The organism is Gemmatimonadota bacterium (genome assembly GCA_022560615.1).
Classification (GTDB): domain Bacteria; phylum Gemmatimonadota; class Gemmatimonadetes; order Longimicrobiales; family Gaopeijiaceae; genus UBA1138.
Map to the genome: position 1 here is coordinate 1 of JADFSR010000055.1, position 19,407 is coordinate 19,407.

The following is a 19,407-nucleotide window of genomic DNA, read 5'->3' on the forward strand; positions in this document are numbered from 1 at the left end:
TGACGTGGCACCATGTCGAAGCACTGGAGCGTCTGGAGGTCGTCGATCCCCCGTGCCCGAATGTCTTCGATGAGCTTACGCCGGTATCCGACGAAGCGGGTGTCGTCTAGAGGCCCAGATCCCACGCGCGGATCTCCTTGAGCAGCTTGTAGTTGGTGAGGTCCAGGTGAAGCGGAGTCACAGAAACATAGCCGTCCTCGACAGCTCGGAAGTCCGAGTCTTCGGGACCACACCAGCTCATCGACCCACCGCCGATCCAGAAGTATTCCTTGCCCATCGGGTCTTTGGAGCGCAGGATCGAGTCCGCGTAACGGCGCCGACCCAGCGAGGTGACCTTGATGCCGCGCACTTCGTCAGGCGCTACCGACGGCAGGTTCACGTTGAACAACGTGTCCTCGGGAAAGCCGTCGCGCTTGAGGATTCCCTCGAGGATCGCCCGCACCACCGCTTCCCAGCCCTCCAGATCCTCGAAGCGGTCCCCGACGTAGGAGAGCGCAATGGAGGGAATGCCCATCACGGTGGCCTCCATGGCCGCGGCGACCGTTCCCGAATAAAGCACGTCTTCGCCCATGTTCGGTCCGTGGTTCACCCCTGAGAGGCAGACGTCAGGCCGCTCGGGAAGAAGCTCGTTCACACCCAGGATCACACAGTCCGTCGGAGTACCGTCCACGACGAACGCCCCATCCACCGTGCGGCGCGCCCGCAGCGGATGATGGAGCGTGAGGGAGTGACTCGTCGCGCTCTGTTCCCGATCGGGAGCCACGGTGCTGACACTGCCTAGCGAGCTGGCGGCCGAAGCGAGTATGCGAATCCCGGTCGCCATATACCCGTCGTCGTTCGTGCACAGGATCTTCACGGCCACGGGCTACCTGTCAGCCGCCCTCCGAAGCCGTGCCTGGGGTGAGCACCTGGCGGAGCTCTTCGAGCTCGGTCTTGATGCCGGCGAGGAATTCCGGCTTGAGCACGTCCTGGCGTTCCTCCTCCAGCTCACCTGCCCTGCGCATCTCGACGAGTCGCTTGTTGGCCCCCTCGATCGTGTACTTCTTCTCATAGAGAAGATGCTTCACGAGCAGGATGATCTCGATCTCCTTCGATCGATAGACGCGATTGCCGGCACGGTTCTTCGTCGGGTTGAGGACGTCGAATTGGGTCTCCCAATACCGGAGCACGTGTGGCTTGAGGCCCGTGAGGTCACACACCTGCCCGATTGAGTAGTAGACCTTCTTCGCGATCGGCTCGTTCATCACCGCTCCCGTTCGCTCATTTCCAGTCTTCCGGCTTCGGGTCCCGCAGCATGAGTTCCTTCAGGGCGTCCGCGGGACGTTTGTCTTCCTCCACGATTTGATACACCTGCTCCACGATGGGCATCTCGACGCCGTGTCGGGCGGCGAGCTCGTGCACCGCTGCTGCGGTCTTCACGCCCTCGGCCACCGCGGTCATGTCGGCCAGGATCTCATCGAGGGACTCCCCCTGCCCCAACCGATAACCGACCGTTCGGTTCCGGCTCAGCGATCCCGTACATGTGAGCACGAGGTCGCCCACGCCGGCCAGCCCCGAGAAAGTAGCTGTCTCGGCGCCCATCGCGACCCCGAGCCGCGTCATCTCCGCGAGCCCTCGCGTGATGAGCGCGGCCATCGTGTTGTGTCCGTATCCGAGACCGACGGTCATCCCCGCCGCAAGCGCCATGACATTCTTGAGCGCACCGCTGAGTTCGACCCCCACGACGTCGGTGTTGGTGTAGACGCGGAAGTACGAGGTCTGGAAAATGTCCTGCGCCTGCTCCGCGGCTTCCTCCGTCCGACCCGCGACGACGACCGCTGTCGGCGATCCGTCGGCGACCTCGCGCGCGAAGCTAGGGCCGGAGAGCGCGCAAAACCGCTGCATGTGCGCCTGCGAGAGCACACCATCGAGCACTTTGTCCATACACAGAAGTGAGCCGAGCTCGATACCCTTGGAGGCGCTCACGATCAAAGCGCCGGGAGCCAGGCTTCCGGCCGCCTCGGCCATGACCGGCCGCACGAACTGCGACGGGCTCGCCGAGAGCACCATGTCCGCACCACGGACCGCGCGCGCCAGCTCAGTTTCGGCGTGCAGTCCCTCGGGCAGCGAGACATCGGACAGATACGGGTTGAGGCGACGCTGGTTGATCGACTCGGCGATCTCCGGCTCGTAGGACCAGATCGTGACTGCGTGTCCCTTCCTGACGAGCAGAGCCGAGAGCGCCGTGCCCCAAGCACCCGCACCCACCACGGTGATCGGGAGCGAATCGCTCATGGCGCCGCCTCGGCCGGATCAGCGCCGTCGTTGGTGTCGGCGTCGTCCACATGCGCTTTCCCGAATCGGCTCTCGGTCCCCTGCAGCAGCCGTCGGATGTTCGAGCGATGGGCCCATAGGACGAAAAGCGCGAGCGTCACGGTGAACCAGAGTACCGTCGTGTCGCCCCGGTGGGGCGTCAGCGCCACGAACACCGGCAGCGTGGCCGCAGCACCCATGGAGCCGAGCGACACATACCCGGTCGGCAACGTCAGGACGAGCCAAACGACGAAAGCGCCGAGCACCGCCCAGGGCGCCAGGGCGAGAAAGACTCCGGCGCTGGTCGCGATCCCCTTCCCGCCCTTGAAGCCGACCCAGAGGGAGAAGATGTGCCCCACGATCGCCGCACCCCCGAACGCGAGCGTCCATCCAAGGTCTCCGTCCACCATGCTCGGGAACAACCAGACTGGGACGAAACCTTTCGTCACATCGACCGCGACGACCGGCAGAGCCCACTTCGGACCCAGGATCCTGAAAACGTTGGACGCGCCCAGGTTGCCGGATCCGTGCTCGCGGAGATCGAGCCCGTGAAACGCCCTCCCCATCCAGTAGCTCGTCGGCGTCGCGCCGAGCAGGTAGGAAAGCGCAAGCAGGGCGTAGGTCACTTCTCTTTGCCGCTCCGGAAACGAAGGCGGATCGGGGTGCCCATGAAGGTCCAGGCATCCCGGAACCCGTTGTGGAGGAAGCGAACGTAGCTCGCGGGCAGCGCCTTCGGAAAGTTCGAGAAGATGGCGAACGTCGGGGGAGCCACAGTGATCTGGGTCGCGTATTTCACCTGCACGCGGCGACCTCTATGGAGTGGCGGCGGCTGACGACGGAGCAGCGCCTCCATGATCGCGTTGACCTCGTGCGTCTCGATCCGGCGACGACGCTCTTCGAACACCTCCAGGATCAGATCAAGACATTTCCGAACGCGTTGGCCGGTGAGTGCGGACGTGAAGACCATCGGTACCCACTGCAGAAACGGAATGCGTTGCCGCATGGTCTTCTGGAAGTCGGGCGCGGTCATCGTGTCCTTCTCGACCAGATCCCACTTGTTAGCGAGCAAGATCACCGCCTTGCCGGCCTCCCAGGCGGTCTGGAGAATCTTCACGTCCTGCGCGTGCAGCTCCTCCTCGCTACAGTCGATCAGCACCAGGCATACGTCGGCCTCATATACGGCCCGTTCGGTCCGGAGCGCGCTGTAGTACTCGAGGCTGTCCTTGACCTTCGTGTGCCTGCGAAGCCCGGCAGTATCGATGAAGACGAGGGTCTTGCCGTGGTAGCGGAAGGGAGTATCGATCGGGTCCCGGGTCGTGCCGGCAACCTCCGACACGACGACCCGCTCCTCACCGATGAGCCGGTTCACGAAGCTCGACTTGCCGACGTTGGGTTTTCCGACGACCGCAACGCGGATGGTGTCGTCTCCGTCTTCGGCCTCGAGCGCCTCAGGTAGAGCCTCGATCGCCTGGTCGAGCAGATCACCAGAACCCTTGCCGGAGAGTGCGCTCACCGCGATCGGCTCTCCGATGCCGAGCGACCAAAAGTCGAGGTGGCTCTGATCGCGCGGCAGGTTATCGATCTTGTTCACGACCAGGAGAACTGGCTTTGCCGTCTTCCTCAGCACTTCGGAGAGGGCCTCGTCGAGCGGATGCAAACCTTCCTTGCCATCGACGAGGAACAGGATCAGGTCGGCTTCTTCGACCGCCGCAAACGCCTGATGCCGGATCGCTCGGTCGAGTGGCTCGTCGCTGCCCTCGATGACGCCGCCGGTATCGACGATGTAGAAGTGGTGCCCGGCCCAGTCCGTCGCGGCGAAGTTGCGGTCTCGAGTGACGCCCGAACGCTCATCGACGATCGCGACGCGGGAGCCGATCACTCGGTTGAACAACGTCGACTTCCCGACGTTCGGCCGCCCGACGATCGCGATGACGGGAAGCCGCCGGTTCAAGCGATCCTCAGCGCTTCAGTGATCTCGTAGCCCGTGCGGATCTCCGCCGGAGCGAGCACCGCCACGAGCTCGGACTTGGCAAGATCGTCGATGAAGACCTCGTCCGCGTTGAGTGCCTCTGCCGGCAGCACGATGACGTCTCCGTCCTGTGAGTCGCCGAGGGCTTTCAAGATATCCCGCCCGCCGAGCAGTCCTGCGATGGTGACCGACTCGCCAAAGTACTGGTTCCGGACCTCGACGACCTCGACGTCGGCGGCCGTAGCAGCCGCGAGGCGGCCGCTCCGCTCCCGCAAGAACGGCGACATCGAGAGCCCCGTCACGAGACGGACACGCCGTCCTTCGAAGCGCGCCACGGTCGCGAGCCCCGCGTCGAAGCCATCGACGAAGCGGCGGATCGCCCCCACTCCGTTCTCGTACAGGGCACCGTCGTCATAGTACGCTGCGTCCGGCACGGACCGGCCCGCGATGAGATACATCTCGTCGGCCGCGTAGCACCATCCGAGGTCCCGTTCCGCGAAACCGCGTTCGCGTGCGTGGTCGACTCGGTCGATCGCCGCTCCTGCCTCGGACGGCATCAATGGGCGCACGGGTCGATTGATGTTGTAGCGCGTGAGCCCGACCGGTACGACGGAGAGCGAACGGACCGACGGCCCCAGGCTCCACAGGTCTTTGATCGTGCGCTCGAGATGGGGCCCGTCGTTCCACTCGGGACAGAGCACGATCTGAGTGTGGACTTCGAGCCCTCCCCCGATCAATTCGCGCAGCTGGCTCATGATCAGGCCGGCCCTCTTGTTGACCAGTAGCCGCTCACGCACCTCCGGCTCCGTCGCGTGCACGCTCACGTAGAGCGGCGAGATGCGCTGATCGACGAGTCGCTGCAGGCCCTTCGGGCCAAGGTTGGTCAGCGTCACGTAGCTGCCGTACGTGAACGATAGCCGGAAGTCGTCGTCACGCAGCCAGAGCGTCGGACGAGCGTCCTTCGGGTTGCCGTCGATGAAGCAGAACACGCACTTGTTCGCGCACTCTCGGATCGTGTCCGGAGCCGGCACGATCCCTATCGGCGTGCCGGGCTCGCGCTCGATCTCGTACAGCACCACCTCTCCGTCCGGAGAAACGGTCTCGAGCTCGAGCTCGGTGTCCGCAAGCAGGAACGTCAGATCGATGCCGTCACGAACCGGTTCGCCGTTGATACGCACGATCCGCGTGCCGATCTCGAGACTGAGCTCGTCGGCGATGCTGCCAGCTTCGATTTCGGCGATGCGTACCACGGTCGATACTAGGGGTTAGTACGGAAAAGTGCCCGAGAGTGGGCCGAAAAACTAACCGGGCGCCGTGTCCGCTACAATTCATCCGCTTGACCGATGCAACAGGAAAAGGTCAGCTTCGGGAGGAGCTCGCGGGATTGAATACGCCTAAACAAGGATCCCATGCGCATGGATTGTCGCCGGACACGTGTGGTGCGAGGAACATGACCAGCGGTGGAAAACGGTGGGAAGGGGTCATAGCCGTGGTGGCGTTGGCTGCCCTGACGGCGTGCGAGCAGGTCGAGCAGGTCCAGGACCGCTTCCGGGACATGACGCCGTACGAAGCCTACGAGGCATCGTTGGCGGACGCCGGCCTCCTCGAGACCGCTCTGGGGCGCGATTGGATCATGGCGGGTCGCGAGGCCGTCGAGTCTCCAGCTCCGGTGTCGCTGCCGTTCCACGAAGAGGGATTCATCAGTGCGGAGGATCCCGGTGCGATGGCATACCGCGTCACGATCTCACGTGGTCAGCGGCTCACCGCCGAAGTGACGCTCAACTCCAGCGAGCAAACACGGCTCTTCGTCGATCTCTTCCGCGTGCCCGCGAACGAGGACGACCCCCTCCGGCCGGTGTTCTCCAGCGATTCCGTGCCGGGTGAGTTCGTCGTCGAGCCGTGGAGAGGTGGCGAGTACGTGCTCCGGCTCCAACCCGAACTGCTTCGGGGCGGCACGTACGCCGTCACACTCAAGCTCGAGGCGCAGCTCGCCTTCCCGCTGGAAGGCTACGGCATACGAGCCGTCCAGAGCAGCTTCGGCGTGGCGCGGGACGGAGGCCAGCGCAGTCATCACGGCGTGGACATCTTCGCACGTCGCGGAACGCCGGTGCTGGCGGTATCCGCCGGCCGGGTCAATCGGGTCGAGATCACGAGTCTGGGCGGCAAGGTCGTCTGGCTGAGAGACGCCGTTCGCAACTCGAACATCTATTACGCGCACCTCGACAGTCAGTACGTGCGTAGCGGAGACGAAGTCCAGATCGGCGACACCGTGGGCTTCGTCGGGAATACCGGTAACGCACGTACCACCCCGCCCCATCTACACTTCGCCGTATACCGCCGCCGTGAAGGTCCGGTGGATCCCTATCCATTCCTGAATCCGCCGCGCGGCACGCTCGCGGAGCAGACTGCGGACCTCGATCAGCTCGGCAAATGGGTGCGCCTGGTCAACGACGGGACCCGACTGCGTGCGGCGCCCGGACGTCACGGTGCAATAATCAGAGAACTCGGCCAATACACGCCCCTGCGTGTACTCGGCGGCTCCGGTGAGTACTTCCGTGTGCGATCCCCCGATGGAATCGACGGCTACGTAGCGGCGCGACTCACAGAACCGGTCGACTCACCGCTCGGCTCGCAGGTCGCGGCGGCGGGAGGAGTGGTGTTGCTCGAGCCCAACGACGCTGCACTCGTGATCGTCCGGCTCAACGCCGGCGAGCAGGTGCCAGTGCTCGGTCGCTACGAGGGCTTCCTGTACGTTCGGGTGCCGAGCGGCCACACCGGTTGGATGGACGCCGATCAGCAGCAGCAGTAAAGTAGCAGCGTGTACTAGCCACTGCCGACCACCTGCAAGGTGATCGCGAAGCCCAGCGCATCGAGCGCGGCACTGTCCCACGACGCGGCATTTCGGGCCGCGTCCTCCGCGCGAAGGACCGCAAGGGTCCATGTCCCGATCCCGGTGTTGGGCGCGATATCCAGGATCCCCGACCACGTGCCCGCCCTGTTCGTGCCGGATACGCGGCTCAGCGTCACGAAACTGGTGATCGCAGCCCCTGTCGGAGTGTCGAAGTGGGCCAAAACGGTGCGCACTCCCGAGTCGTCGTCGGCCAGCTCCGCACTCAAGACCACGCGTCCCCTCGTGTTGAGAACACTGACAAGGGCGTTGTCGACGAAAACGTCGGATAGAGTCGGCGGTACCGAATCGGTCGGCACGATCGCGTCGGGGACCACCGGGTCGTCGGGAGCCGACAGCGTCACCGGGTCATCCCCGCAAGAAGCGACGGCGACGGTTGCCGCAACCACGACAAAGCGGGACTTGAAGAGGGCTGCGGGTTTCACACAGGCAGAACTCGGGGGCGCCGCGCATGGTTCCGCACGCCTGGTTTGCGCGCCCGCATGGAAATCGAAACGTTGTGCCACGCGATCCATCGCGAGCGCGTTGTCAGTTCAGTCCCAATCGGAGGGGGTACGGTGATGGACAAGCGAGCATGCACGATCCAGCGAGACGTTTCGGCGGCATCGGGTCGGCTAGTCGGGCCGACGGCCATGGCGACCCTTGCGACACTTGCCGTAACGGTGCCACTGGCGCTCGCTCTCGCCTCACCTGCCGCTGCGCAACAGCTGCCGTGGGCCGAACCGGAGAGCGTGGGCATGTCGTCCGAGGGCTTCGAGCGCCTGGACGCCACCATGCAGCGGTACATCGACTCCAACATGGTGGCGGGCACCGTGACCCTCGTGGCGAGACAGGGCAAGGTCGTGCACCTCAAAGCCCAAGGGCACCGCTACATCGAGGGGAACGATCAGATGCCCGCCGACGCGATCTTCGTGATCATGTCGATGACGAAGCCCATCGTGAGTGCCGCGCTCATGATGCTCTTCGAGGAGGGCTATTTCCTACTCGACGACCCGATCTCCAAATATATGCCCGAGTACGCCGACAAGCAGGTGCTCGTCGAGAGCGAGGGAGGCGTGACACGGGTCCCCGCGGACCGAAGCATCACGTTCCGCCACGTGCTCACCCATACCGCGGGCGTCGACCCATCTCGGGACCTCCTCTCTGACGAGGAACGCGCACTCGCCGGTCGCAAGGCCACCTTGGAGGAGACGATCGTCGCGCGGGCCTCACTCCCCCTGGCCTTCCATCCGGGCGACCAATGGCGCTACGGCAGCTCGACCGACTACGTGGCACTTCTGGTCGAACGCATCTCAGGGCAGAGCCTGGACCAGTTTCTGCAGGAGCGAATCTTCGACCCTCTGGGCATGGTCGACACCCACTACAACGTGCCCGACTCGAAGGTGGATCGGATCGCGGCTGTCTACAGTCCATCCGGTCCGGGCAATACGATCGAGCTTCGCACGGCGCCCGGGCCCGACCGACCCACGTCGTACTTCGGCGGCGTAGCCGGACTCTCATCCACCGTGGCCGACTACTTCCGTTTCTCCCAGATGATTCTGAACGGAGGCGAACTGGACGGCGTGCGGCTGCTGAGCCCGACGACGGTCAACCAGATGATCACGAATCACACGGGCGACTTGCCGATCTACATCAAGGGCGCCGACGCCTACGGGTTCGGTCTGGGGTTTAGCATGGTGACAGATCCGGCGAAGTCACGGCAGGCCCTCACGCCGGGCACTTTCGGCTGGGGAGGCGCGTGGGGCACCGTCTTCTGGATCGATCCCACCGAGGAGATGGTCACCATCATGATGGTTCAGATCTCGTCCTACCGACATCTCAATATCCGGCAGGACGTAGCGAACATGGCCCAGCAGGCGATCATCAAGAGCTTCCACTCGGGCAATCAGGCCGTTCGCGGATACGATACGATCCGGCGGTAGGGATGTCGCTGACCAGGCCGCCGACGCACTCGAGGAGATCGAGATCTTGATCGATGGCGAGCGGGTCGCGCTGCTGGAGATGGACCGTTGGATGCACGTCTCCGACGCGAACGGCGTGAATTCACTGCCTCGCGGAGTGAGGCGCGCCCGTGCGCGGCCGCGATCATATCGAGGATGGGCGAGCAGGCGTTCCGCCGCCCGCTCAGCGAAGACGATCGCGCGGGCTTGATGTCGTTCTATGACGAAGCGGCCGCGAACGGTGACTTCGAGTTGGAGTTCGGGCGATCATCCAGTACCACCGTACGCCAGGACCGCGTCATCCGCTTCTCCGCCGCCGAGCCGCCGCAGTAACGGAGGGTTGCAGTGTTGCGGCAACCGTGGAAGCGCGAATCGGGCCGCAAAGCGGATCCGGGGGAGCCCGGAGCCCACGAAAAAGCTGGGCGAGGTACCCCGCCCACGAAAGGACACCGACTGCGGTGGCGTCGCAACAGGGACAGCGCAAGTGTATTTGGACGTGTAACATGTTGTTGTGAAACATGTTAGAGCATCACAGATACGACGGGAGCCCGACATCCTGGTGAGGGCGTGCTTCTTGCGCATTCAGGGCACGCTGCAAGGTGGCACCGCAGAGCTCACCGGAGGAAGCAGGAAGCCAGACCGGCCATGGAGAATTGGATGTATGTAGAGCGCAGCCGCCGGGAAGCTTACGAGCGTCGTGACGTGGCCGATCGTCGAGCCGAGCACCGTCGCGACACTGTTCGTCGCACCACCTTGATGGAGGTGTCACCCCAGCGTCGTGAACTGTCGGACCGCCGGATGAACGACCGGCGCAATGGGACCGATCGGCGCAGCCCCGAAGAGCGCCGGCACGGCGCCCGAAGAGCGCCGCGTCGGCGCCCAACGTGAGGATCTCGAAAGACGGAAGATCATCATCGCCTCGGGCCGACTCTCCGTCCTGAACGCAAAGAGCTGCTCGCCTACCGCCTCCCGTCCATCTCCTCAATCGTCCTCGTGGAGGGCGCACGCTCCCTCTGAAGCCGCATCGCCACTGCTTCGGTCTGCCGCATGACCCGCAGCAAGTTCTCGCCCGCGAGCTTCTCGAGCTCCTCGTCCGACCACCCGCGGCGCGCCAGTTCCATGAAGAGCGCCGGGAATGTGGAGACGTCCTCGAGGCCTTGGACGTACGTTGGAATCCCGTCGAAATCGGAGCCGATGCCGACGTGATCGATTCCCGCCACGTCCCTGATGTGCTCGATGTGGTCGGCGACGTCGGAGATCGTCGCGACGGAGTCTTCGACGCTGATGTAAGGCGGATAGAAGACCTGCATCAGGACGCCGCCGTTCTCACGGAGCCGCCGGAGAATCGAGTCCGGCACGTTGCGGGGGTGATCGGCGAGCGCCATCACCCCCGCGTGCGAGAAGATGACAGGCGCTTCGGCGACGTTCAGTGCGTCGCTCATCGTCGCGGGCGACGTGTGTGCGAGGTCGACGAGCATGCCCATCCGGTTCATCTCTCTAACCACCTCCTCACCGAAGGGGGAGAGCCCGTCGTTGACGACGTCGTCGGTACCGGAGTCCGCCCAGTCGGTGTTCGAGAAGTGGGTGAGCCCCATGTAGCGGACGCCGGCACGGTAGAACGCGCGCAGCGCGCCCAGCGAGTTCTCGATGACGTGCCCGCCTTCGATGCCGAGCAGGGAAGCGATCCTCCCGGCCCCGAAGACGCGCTGGATGTCCGAGGTGCTCCCCGCGAACTCGAGCTCGTCCGGATACGCCTCGAAGATCCGATGCGCGATGTCGATCTGCTCGAGCTGCTGCTTGGCCGGCGCAGGGTCGTCGACGTCCACGTGCACCGACCAGAACTGTGCGCCCACCATTCCCTCCCGTAGTCTCGGGAGGTCGGTGTCTCCTGTGGTGGTCTGCCTCAGATCGTACAGGCCGACGTCCCCGTCCGAGGTCTTGATCCCGCGGATCCGGCCGGGAAGGTCGTTGTGCCCATCGATGAGCGGGACTTGCGACAGGATACGCTCGATCCGCTGTGCGAGCGTCTCCTGGGAGTCGACGGGCGTGCACGGCGCAGCGAGCGCAGTGGCCGCGAGTGCGAGCACTGCCGTCCGATGTGATCGATTCATGGGGCCTCCTGGTCCGATGCGCTAAACTGATTCTCAGTGGAGATCGGTGCCAGTCCGGACGCGGAGCGCGCCCGCCGTGGGCCCGCTCTCGCAGCGCATGTCCCAAGCCCCCATCTTCCGACGATGCACTGCCCTCTCATCCGCAGCGCGGCAGCGACCGTCGTCACCCTCGCGATGCTTCCGCTTCAGGCATCGACCCAGATCGCCGGCGTCCCGCCGCTGTGCGCGGATCGCCCTCCGGCGACGGGGGCATCGATCTTCACGGCGGATGGGGGTCGGCCGGTGCGATCAGGAAGCGTGCTCGACCGCCCCGCCTCCGACCTCTTCTGCATCGACCTCTTCTCCACGGCGCGCGCGGGCGACGCGACCGGCGTGGTGGCTCTCACCCGCCCGTGGTCACCGTTCGGCGTCACCGTCACCGCCCAGGGACGCCACCGGCACAAGCTGACCGCGTGGATCGCGGGCCTCCCGGACCCCGCGACGCTCGGTCCGTACACGACGTACGTCGCATGGGCGACGCCACTGGTGCTCGATCCCGTGGTACGCCTCGGCGAGGTCGGCAACGGCAGGAACGAGCTCGGCGAGGTCGCCTTCAACAAGTACATCGTGCTCGTCACTGCGGAGGCCTCGGCCGAGGCGGCCGAGCGCACCGGGCCGCTCGTCCTACGCGGCCGCTCGCCCTCGAGCCGAATGGAGGCCCACGATCTCATGGCACTCGCGCCGGCCGCCGAAGCAGGGGGCGCGAGCAGAACGCCCACGCCGGGGGCCTCGACGTGGCGCCTGCCGCCCATGTACGAGGGGGTGCCGATGCTGCCGGGCATCATCGAGGGCAGACCCCGGTCTTCCCCCTTCTTGCCGGGCGCCGAGCCCGACGTTCCCGAAGCGCTCCCCCGCCAGGTGGTCCGACTTTCGGACGGGGGCACGCTGGACCTGAGAGCCGGATTCGTACGGCGCGAGATAGAGGGACGGACGCTGGTCATGCTCGCGTTCAACCGCCAGATCCCCGGCCCGCTCATCGAAGTCGGCGAGAAGACGACGATCTTCGTCGACTTCACGAACAACACACCGTTGCCCACAACGGTGCACTGGCACGGTGTCCGGCTCGACAACCGTTACGACGGCGTGCCCGGTGTGACGCAAGAGCCCGTGCAGCCGGGCGAGTCGTTCCGCTATCAGATCTACTTCCGCGACGCCGGCATCTACTGGTATCACCCCCATCACCGCGAGGACGTGCAGCAGGAGATGGGTCTCGCCGGCAACATGCTCGTGGAGCCACTCGCCGACTCGTATTACAGCCCGGTGAACCGCGAAGAGGTCGTGATGCTCGACGACCTGCTGCTCGACGATTCGGGTCTGGTTCCGTTCGGAAGCGAGTCGTCGAACTACATGCTCATGGGCCGCTTCGGAAACGTCTTCCTGACGAACGGCGAGCCCGACTACCGCCTCGAGGTCGATGCTGGGGATGTCGTGCGCTTCTTCTTCACGAACGTCTCGAATACGAGGACGTTCAATCTGTCGTTCCGGTCGACCTCTGAGCCCGATGCTCCACCGCTGCCCGTGAAGGTCGTGGGCTCCGATGTGGGCAAGTTCGAGCGTGAGACCATGGTAGAGAGCATCGTGCTCGCGCCGGCCGAGCGCTATGTCGTCGAGGTTCTTTTCGAGGAGCCCGGAGCCTACGCGCTTACGAATCACGTCCAGGGCATCAACCACCGCATGGGTCTCTTTCGGGAGGAAGTCCGTAGACTCGGAACCGTGGCCGTGTCCGGGGCACGCACGGGCGCGGACCACGGACACGCCTTCGAGACGCTGCGCATCAACGACGACGTCCGAGCGGACATCGACCCGTACCGGAGTGAGTTCGGTCGTGCGCCCGACCACGAGCTCGTGCTGACGCTGGAAGTCGACAGCCTGCCGTTGGCGATCGAGCAGTCGATGCTCTACGACTGGATCTACTTCAACCCGGTCGAATGGACCGGCACCATGCCCGTGATGAACTGGGCGACGACGGGATCCGAGATCGGCTGGATTCTGCGCGATGGTCTGACCGGCGCCGAGAACGAGCAGATCGATTGGCGATTCCGGGTCGGCGACGTGGTAAAGATCCGCATCCACAACGACCGCGGCGCGTTCCACTCCATGCAGCACCCGCTCCACATCCACGGACAGCGCTTCCTCGTGCTGGAGCAGAACGGCGTGCCGAACGACAACCTCGTCTGGAAGGACACCGTTTTGTTGCCGGCGGGCTCCACGACGGACATCCTGTTGGAGCTCTCGAACCCGGGCCGCTGGATGGTGCACTGCCACATTGCGGAGCACCTGGAGTCCGGAATGAAGTTCGTCTTCGACGTCGAAGGAAACTGACATGAACGTACGAATCGCCTCCCTCGCTCTCGCCGTCGCCCTGCTTCTTTCGGCGTCCCCTGCGACGGCGCAGGATTTCCAGGAACTCGTAGCCGTGAATGGCCCCGTGATCGCGCTCACGCACGTGAAGCTGATCGACGGCTTGGGCACGCCGGCTCTCGAGGATCAAACGATCCTGATCGAGGACGACAGGATCACCGCGGTCGGTCCGAGCGGCACGGTCCGGATTCCGGCCGGAGCGGAGGTCCTCGATCTGACCGGTCACACGGTGATCCCAGGCCTCATCGGGCTGCATAACCACAGCTACTACACGGGCGGACGCGGACGCGCGGCCCAGCTCTCATTCTCGGGGTCGAGGCTATACCTCGCGTCGGGCGTGACGACGATCCGCACGACAGGAGCGAGGGCGCCGTACGAAGAGCTCAACCTCAGGCGGGAGATCGAGGCTGGGCGTGTGGTCGGCCCGACGATGTTCACGACCGGCCCTTACCTGACCGGCGAGCAAGGCTCGCTGACAATGGCGCGGCTGAAGGGCCCCGATCAGGCGCGTCGTGTCGTGCGCTACTGGGCAGAGGAGGGCGTGAGCTGGTTCAAGGCCTACACCTGGATCTCGCGGGCCGAGCTGGGGGCCGTGATCGACGAGGCCCACCGCCACGGCGTGAAGGTCACAGCCCACCTGTGCTCGGTCGGGTATCAGGAGGCCGTCGCGCTGGGGATCGACAACTTGGAGCACGGCCTCTTCGCCAACAGCGAGTACGCACCGGACAAGCGCCCAGACGAGTGCCCGCAGGGGTTTCGCAACGCGTATGCGGATCTCGACGTGGGCAGCCCCGAGGTCCAGAAGACGTTCAGGGACATGATCGACGCAGGCGTGGCGATGACCTCGACGCTAGTCGTCTACGAGATCTCAGTGTCGGGCCGCCCGCCGATCGATGAGCGCGTGTACGACGTGCTGGCCCCCGAGATCGCCGAGGAGGTTCGAGAGATCGCGATCGCCCGGCGGGCAGGCCGGGGCGCGATCTCTCCGGCGATGCTTGCCAAGGCAATGGAGTACGAGCGTGCCTTCGTCGCTGCGGGCGGTCTGCTCGCTGCCGGCGTGGACCCGACCGGGTACGGTGCCGCGCCTCCAGGGCTCGGTGATCAGCGCAACTACGAGCTCCTCCTGGAGGCCGGGTTCAGCGCCCCGGAGGTGGTGCAGATCATGAGCGCCAACGGAGCCGAAGTGCTCGGGATCGACGAGGATGTGGGCACTATCGAAGTCGGCAAGGTTGCCGACTTGGTGGTCATCGAGGGTGATCTCGAGGCCGCCGGCAACCTGCACGGAACCAAGATCGTCTTCCGTCACGGCGTCGGTTGGGACTCGAGCAAGCTGATCGACTCGATCCGCGGCATCGTCGGGATCCGCTAGCCGCTGGTCCGGCTAGTCTTCCGCGCCGGATCGGTCAAGGTAGAAGTGCGGGCAGTCCCTCTCGGGTTCGGTGGATCGCTGCGCCCCCCCAGGGCGCGCTTCCAACCAGGCACCTGCCCGCACGTGCCCCGTTATAGGACCGGCCTGCCTTGCGCACGTGGCGCAGACGGTGTCCGCTTCACATGACGTTCGCGAACGGGGTGCACATCGAACCTATTGAGACCCGCCCCTGAACCGCGTGCCGAGCGCGTCCCTGTCGACCTCCGTCCCTCTCAGATACACGGCGGATATCCGCCTGGTATTCGTGATGTCGTCGAGCGGATTCGCGTCCAGCACTATGAAGTCGGCGCTCATTCCGGCCGCGACGGAGCCCACGTCGGGTATCTCCATCAGGTCCGCGGAGTTCGACGTGGCCGCCACGATCACCTCGGCCGGGGTCATCCCCGTCCGTACCATATCCTCGAGCTCCTGATGCACCGCCCACGGTGAGCTCCCGTCCGTCCCGAAGGCGATCGTGACCCCCGCGGCGTTGAGCCTCGCCAGATTCCGCGCCTGGATCCCGAACGACGCCTGCGCCGCCGGACGGTCTACTTGCGCCCCCTGCATCTCCTCGAGGCGGTCCGCGGCCACCGTTCCACTCAGCCAAGAGAGATCGACGGCGACACCGGGACCCGGGAGGTTCGGGACGAGGACCACGTCGGGGCGCGCCGTCCAGAGCTCTACGAGCTCGTCGTCGACGTCCATGTCGCGCACACCGTGGGCGAACGCGTCGATTCCCGCCCGCAGCAGCCCCTTCGCATCCTCGAGAGTGAACACGTGGGCGGTCACGCGTAGGCCGTTGGCATGCGCCTCGTCGATCACGGCCCCGTACAGATCGGATGACAACCTCTCGTATCGGCCACCGCGATCGTCGACCCAGATCTTCACGAAGTCGACCTCCTGAGCGGCGAGCTCCCGCACGGCGGCTCGCGCCTCCGCCTCCGTCGTGACCCAGTGGGGCACCTCCGAACGACCCGGCTCCGGCGAGGTGATGCCACGCCCCGCGGACTGGGACCGCGCGCCATCTGACACGAGCTCGTTCCGCATCCGGAGGCCAACGTCCCCCTCGTCCAGCCCCAGACTCAGCACGGCGCCGGATCCGTAGTACGCCATGTGCCGCAGTTGATCGGCGTGTTCGTCGGCCACCGACGACAGGTGGACGTGCGCGTTCACGAGTGCCGGCATGACCGTCTTCCCAGTGAGGTCGACCCGGGTGGCGCCCCGCGGAACGTCGACGTCCGCTCGGGCTCCAACCTCCGTGAAGCGATCGTTCTCCACGACGAATACGGCATCCTCGATCGTGCTTCCGTCGCCAACGATGAGTCGGGCGCCCTCGAACACCGTCACGGCCTCACCACTCGGACCGGCGCAACCGGCGACCAAGGCGGCCAACAGCAGAATCGTGGCCAACTTCACGTTCGTGGCGCGGAGCTCATTCATTAAGTGGCGCATACCAACCTCCCGTCGCTTGGACTGAAGTCTGACGCCTATCACATGCCTCGTCTGCCGGCAAGTGGGTACGTGTGCTCCAGTGGACGCCGAACGGGCGCGGGCGGGACCTTCAGCACGACGGCGCTTAGTCAGCCGGGCGGCTTGCTAGGGAACCGTGATGCTCTGGAAGCTCTCGGCATTCGTGTGATGACCGACGAGGAGGCGGTGGTCAGCGGTGGGTGTTGTCACCGATTCTGTCACCGCAGGAGCGTGGACGGCTTCACACGACCCCGGCCCTGGCTGCTGGTCGTTGCAGACCACGTTTGGACGCTAGAGGAAGTCGTGGGGCTGCTGGAGGCGACCGAAGAGTGAAAGACTCGTGCTCGACGGGCACAAACGGCCCCTGCGGAGTGGGGAATGGTCCCCTCCGCAGGGGCTCCACGAAACTTCGGCCCTTTCCAACGGCCATTCCAAGTCGCGTCGGAACCGGGGGCCTGTGGCTGTCCCTCGTTTTGCGAGGGTCCGTCCGGCTTCCTCAGAACGTTGGTCAAGTGGCACCTCCGGTCTGAGGGTATCGGCAATTGTGGTGCCGCATACTCAAATGCGCAATAGCAGGACCCGTTCTTCACCGCCTCGAAGATTCAAACTGGACGACCACGGCACGTCCCATTGGGCACGGTAATTGCCCTATTACAAGCCGGCACGCGCGGGCAGGTGCCTGGTTGAGAGACGCGCCCTGGGGGGGCGCAGCGATCTCACCGAGCCCGAGAGGGACTGCCCGCACTACCGCCTAACGGTTGCACGCGTCCGACAGCTTCAGTTGCACGCATCCGACAGCTTCGAAGGACATCGCCCGGGAGCGTGGGTTGGTAAATGAAGCCGAGAGCGAGGCTACCGACGAGAGCGCCCCGTCCTTGCTTCAGGTGTGGGACGTAGACCACACGAAGATCCCCACCTTTCCATGCGCATCGCCTCATCGCCCCCAAAACGAGCTTGCGGGCTGCCGTCCGCAGATCATCCGACGGATGGATCTTCACCCGCTCCCTCCGCACGGGAAGCTCTAGCGCGGCGTCAAGCGTCATCTCCCAGCGGCCACCCGCGCCTTTAGGGCTACGAGGTGATGGAGGTGACAACGGAATGAAGGCGAGAATCAGGATTCCAAACAGAAGAACGACCCACCCTACGATGGGGCCGGCCGCCCTGCATGGGGATACTTCTACACCGGTTTGCGACGCAAAGGCCGAGTCCACGATCAGGCCGTGTGTGCCGTCGCCAACAAGCTCGCAGGACGCGCCTACGCGCTTATGAAGCGGATGAGCCAGGGCGAGGACGCTCAGGCTACGTCTACTGCGACCTCCAAGGCCGGCCGATCGCGAGAGAAGAAGCCCGGCGAAGGGTCCAGAACGAGTTCCCGGGCCCCACCGCCATCCGGCGCATGGCAGCCGCTCGGCCAGACGCCTCACCGACGATTCCATCAAACAAGGCGAGGCGCCCGAGCCCGGCGTATGCGAGGCCGTCCGGATCGGACGCCTCAAGCTCGGGCTACGGCACGCAGACTGAGATATCCGATCTCATCGATCACAAGGACGTGGGGGTGGAGGTAGTCGTGGAGGGCGGAGGCAAGCCGTCCGGTACGAGCGGCGTTGGAGAGTTCCTCGATGAGCTGAGCGGCGGTGCTGAAGCGGGCCTCGAAGCCGTTCTGTATGGCCCGATATGCGATGGAAACTTTTTTGGGCCCTGAGCTGTTACCGATTCTGGTACCGCGCCAAATCCGATACCCAACAGCAAAGCCCCCCAAGGCTCTAAGTCCTTGAGGGGCTTCCTGTTTCACCAGAGCGGGAGACCGGGCTCGAACCGGCGACCCTCAGCTTGGGAATGTGGCCGAGGCGTCAGTGGGCGCAAGTGGGCGAAAGAAAATCGTTGTGGCGCCTAACTTTTCTGGTTTCTACGTAACTGGGCGAAAGCCAGCGAAAGGGGGGTTTGTCACACTGAACGTCACAAGGATTCTAACGCCCTTCCGCGACCTCGAGCACGGCACGCCTCAGCCGACGCCAGGGGAAGGGCTACCGCCCGGCCAATAAGCTCGCTTGTACCGGCACGGGCGACCTGACCTTCTCTATCCTCGTCGTGCGTACCTCATGAATCGGTGAGCGGGCGGTTCCTACTTGAGCCGCCCCTTTTCATCCTGGCTTGGACCTAGTGCCCCGAGCGTCCTCGCGGCGTTCGGGGCTTTTGGCCCTACTCCACCACGGTCCGCACCGTCTCGCAGGGGATAGCTCCAACCGCCCTATCGCCGTGGCACGCAACATCCTCAGCCTCTTCGCTCGGATCAAAGTTCTTCGAGCGCATCGCGTCCCTGCGCGACTGAGACGGCGCGTCGCGGACTCGTCCAGCCGGAGTACGACGGGTGCAGGTCGAGAAAACTCCAGATCACCACGCTCATGTCCACATCCTCCTGAAGCGAGAAACGGCCGACTCTGAAGGATGGGGCCGGGCCGGTCTGCGTGGGGATGGCTCGATGGGACGCTTGGCGCGATCCGAGGGACGGGTCCGGGAGCGCGAGCGCCGGTCGGCAACCACTGACACCTGAGGCGTTCGGGACATATACAACGCGTCTTCGCGCGCGCCCACATATACGGTCACTATTCGTGCCGCCGTCTACGGCTGGCGTTCCTCCAGCACCTCAAGGATGCGCTCAGTCTTCTCCTTCAGGGAGTCGAGGTCGGCCATCATGCGATTGGGGGGAAACGATTCCGGCATGTTGGCCAACATCCGATCGCACATCCCCGAGCACCGCTCCCACATAGAAGGGCCCGCTCTCTCGGCCATCTTTCGTATGACCAGAAAAGTCCCTGTTGCCGCTAACGTACCGAGAATAATTCGCTTCATGGCCTAGTGTCCTTTGCAGAGCTCCTCAAGAAACTGACTGAGGCGAGCAAGACGCGTGC

General features: G+C 64.8%; 16 protein-coding genes. 6 read left to right on the plus strand and 10 right to left on the minus strand.

Annotated elements, in window-relative coordinates; all coding sequences use genetic code 11:
- Window positions 1-106: 106 nt before the first annotated feature.
- From surE to IIB36_18610, 6 genes are read right to left on the minus strand one after another with little or no spacing between them, the layout of a single operon-like run.
- Window positions 107-856, minus strand: a complete 750-nt coding sequence (gene surE, locus IIB36_18585; protein MCH7533748.1) for a 5'/3'-nucleotidase SurE — start codon at window positions 854-856, stop codon at window positions 107-109.
- 16 nt (window positions 857-872) lie between these two features.
- Complete coding sequence (locus IIB36_18590) at window positions 873-1,244, minus strand: MerR family transcriptional regulator (protein ID MCH7533749.1); 372 nt, start codon at window positions 1,242-1,244, stop codon at window positions 873-875.
- Window positions 1,245-1,260: 16 nt separating this feature from the next.
- The gene (locus IIB36_18595; protein MCH7533750.1) at window positions 1,261-2,274 is read right to left on the minus strand and encodes an NAD(P)-dependent glycerol-3-phosphate dehydrogenase; all 1,014 of its coding nucleotides are present in this window, start codon (window positions 2,272-2,274) and stop codon (window positions 1,261-1,263) included.
- Entirely contained in the window at window positions 2,271-2,918 is a 648-nt protein-coding gene (plsY, locus tag IIB36_18600) for a glycerol-3-phosphate 1-O-acyltransferase PlsY (protein ID MCH7533751.1), read from the minus strand. The genes IIB36_18595 and plsY overlap by 4 nt, the downstream gene beginning before the upstream one ends.
- Window positions 2,915-4,243 (minus strand): ribosome biogenesis GTPase Der, encoded by a 1,329-nt coding sequence (gene der / locus IIB36_18605; protein MCH7533752.1) that lies wholly within the window; start codon window positions 4,241-4,243, stop codon window positions 2,915-2,917. Before der ends, plsY begins: the two co-directional genes overlap by 4 nt.
- On the minus strand, window positions 4,240-5,511 hold the full coding sequence (locus IIB36_18610) for a DUF512 domain-containing protein (GenBank protein ID MCH7533753.1): 1,272 nt from the start codon (window positions 5,509-5,511) through the stop codon (window positions 4,240-4,242). The genes der and IIB36_18610 overlap by 4 nt, the downstream gene beginning before the upstream one ends.
- A gap of 200 nt (window positions 5,512-5,711) precedes the next feature.
- Between IIB36_18610 and IIB36_18615 the strand changes: the two genes are divergently transcribed.
- Window positions 5,712-7,070, plus strand: a complete 1,359-nt coding sequence (locus tag IIB36_18615; protein MCH7533754.1) for a M23 family metallopeptidase — start codon at window positions 5,712-5,714, stop codon at window positions 7,068-7,070.
- 14 nt (window positions 7,071-7,084) lie between these two features.
- Here IIB36_18615 and IIB36_18620 read toward each other — a convergent pair whose 3' ends face one another.
- Complete coding sequence (locus tag IIB36_18620) at window positions 7,085-7,594, minus strand: hypothetical protein (GenBank protein MCH7533755.1); 510 nt, start codon at window positions 7,592-7,594, stop codon at window positions 7,085-7,087.
- A gap of 132 nt (window positions 7,595-7,726) precedes the next feature.
- Here IIB36_18620 and IIB36_18625 point away from each other — a divergent pair, with 132 nt between their 5' ends.
- Together IIB36_18625 and IIB36_18630 are read left to right on the plus strand one after the other, a co-directional pair.
- Window positions 7,727-9,091 carry a beta-lactamase family protein gene (locus tag IIB36_18625; protein ID MCH7533756.1) on the plus strand — a complete coding sequence of 455 codons (1,365 nt, stop codon included), beginning with the start codon at window positions 7,727-7,729 and terminating at the stop codon, window positions 9,089-9,091.
- A 174-nt stretch (window positions 9,092-9,265) separates the two neighbouring features.
- Window positions 9,266-9,442, plus strand: coding sequence for a DUF1595 domain-containing protein (locus IIB36_18630; protein MCH7533757.1), 177 nt, complete (start codon window positions 9,266-9,268; stop codon window positions 9,440-9,442).
- 626 nt (window positions 9,443-10,068) lie between these two features.
- On the opposite strand, the gene IIB36_18635 is transcribed toward IIB36_18630, so the two are convergent.
- Window positions 10,069-11,220, minus strand: a complete 1,152-nt coding sequence (locus tag IIB36_18635) for a dipeptidase (protein MCH7533758.1) — start codon at window positions 11,218-11,220, stop codon at window positions 10,069-10,071.
- Window positions 11,221-11,343: 123 nt separating this feature from the next.
- Between IIB36_18635 and IIB36_18640 the strand changes: the two genes are divergently transcribed.
- Together IIB36_18640 and IIB36_18645 are read left to right on the plus strand one after the other, a co-directional pair.
- Complete coding sequence (locus IIB36_18640) at window positions 11,344-13,581, plus strand: multicopper oxidase family protein (protein ID MCH7533759.1); 2,238 nt, start codon at window positions 11,344-11,346, stop codon at window positions 13,579-13,581.
- A 1-nt stretch (window position 13,582) separates the two neighbouring features.
- Complete coding sequence (locus IIB36_18645) at window positions 13,583-14,989, plus strand: amidohydrolase family protein (GenBank protein MCH7533760.1); 1,407 nt, start codon at window positions 13,583-13,585, stop codon at window positions 14,987-14,989.
- Window positions 14,990-15,202: 213 nt separating this feature from the next.
- Here the strand turns inward: IIB36_18645 and IIB36_18650 are convergent, their stop codons facing one another.
- Window positions 15,203-16,480 carry an amidohydrolase family protein gene (locus IIB36_18650; protein ID MCH7533761.1) on the minus strand — a complete coding sequence of 426 codons (1,278 nt, stop codon included), beginning with the start codon at window positions 16,478-16,480 and terminating at the stop codon, window positions 15,203-15,205.
- A 42-nt stretch (window positions 16,481-16,522) separates the two neighbouring features.
- Here IIB36_18650 and IIB36_18655 point away from each other — a divergent pair, with 42 nt between their 5' ends.
- Window positions 16,523-16,831, plus strand: coding sequence for a hypothetical protein (locus IIB36_18655; GenBank protein MCH7533762.1), 309 nt, complete (start codon window positions 16,523-16,525; stop codon window positions 16,829-16,831).
- Between the two features lie 1,159 nt (window positions 16,832-17,990).
- Here IIB36_18655 and IIB36_18660 read toward each other — a convergent pair.
- Window positions 17,991-18,293: an ATP-binding protein gene (locus IIB36_18660; protein ID MCH7533763.1), complete on the minus strand. Its 303-nt coding sequence runs from the start codon at window positions 18,291-18,293 to the stop codon at window positions 17,991-17,993.
- Window positions 18,294-19,407 lie beyond the last annotated feature (1,114 nt).